1 protein-coding gene is annotated in these 336 nt (G+C 31.2%); it reads right to left on the bottom strand.

Annotated elements, in window-relative coordinates; all coding sequences use genetic code 11:
• Positions 1–336: YfhO family protein (locus C1E99_RS04300; protein ID WP_153060160.1), on the bottom strand; the 336-nt coding region annotated here is incomplete at both ends.

A 336-nucleotide genomic window follows, 5' to 3' on the forward strand; every position in this document is an offset into this window, starting at 1 on the left:
ATTCTTTATCGGTTACAAAATCAACGGTTACTTTATTACCATCAGTTTTTGTTACTACTTGTTTTTCTTGGAGAATGGAAATAGCCTGTTGGAAAGCTAATAAGTCCAATCGATAAAATTGTGGTTTATCAAAAGAAACTTGATTATTTTCAGGAAAATATACATCGACTTGAACTTGTACATCTGTAGTAAAGCTCCCCACATTGAAGAAAGAGAAAGCATTATCTAGTGTAAACTCACTTGACTGATTATTGACAGTAATGACAACCTTTTTTTGATTCTCATTTGAGAATGTTAAATTTGGCAAATTTAAGTATACTTGGCTATTTGCAGGTA

The organism is Streptococcus suis (assembly GCF_002964045.1).
Classification (GTDB): domain Bacteria; phylum Bacillota; class Bacilli; order Lactobacillales; family Streptococcaceae; genus Streptococcus; species Streptococcus suis_U.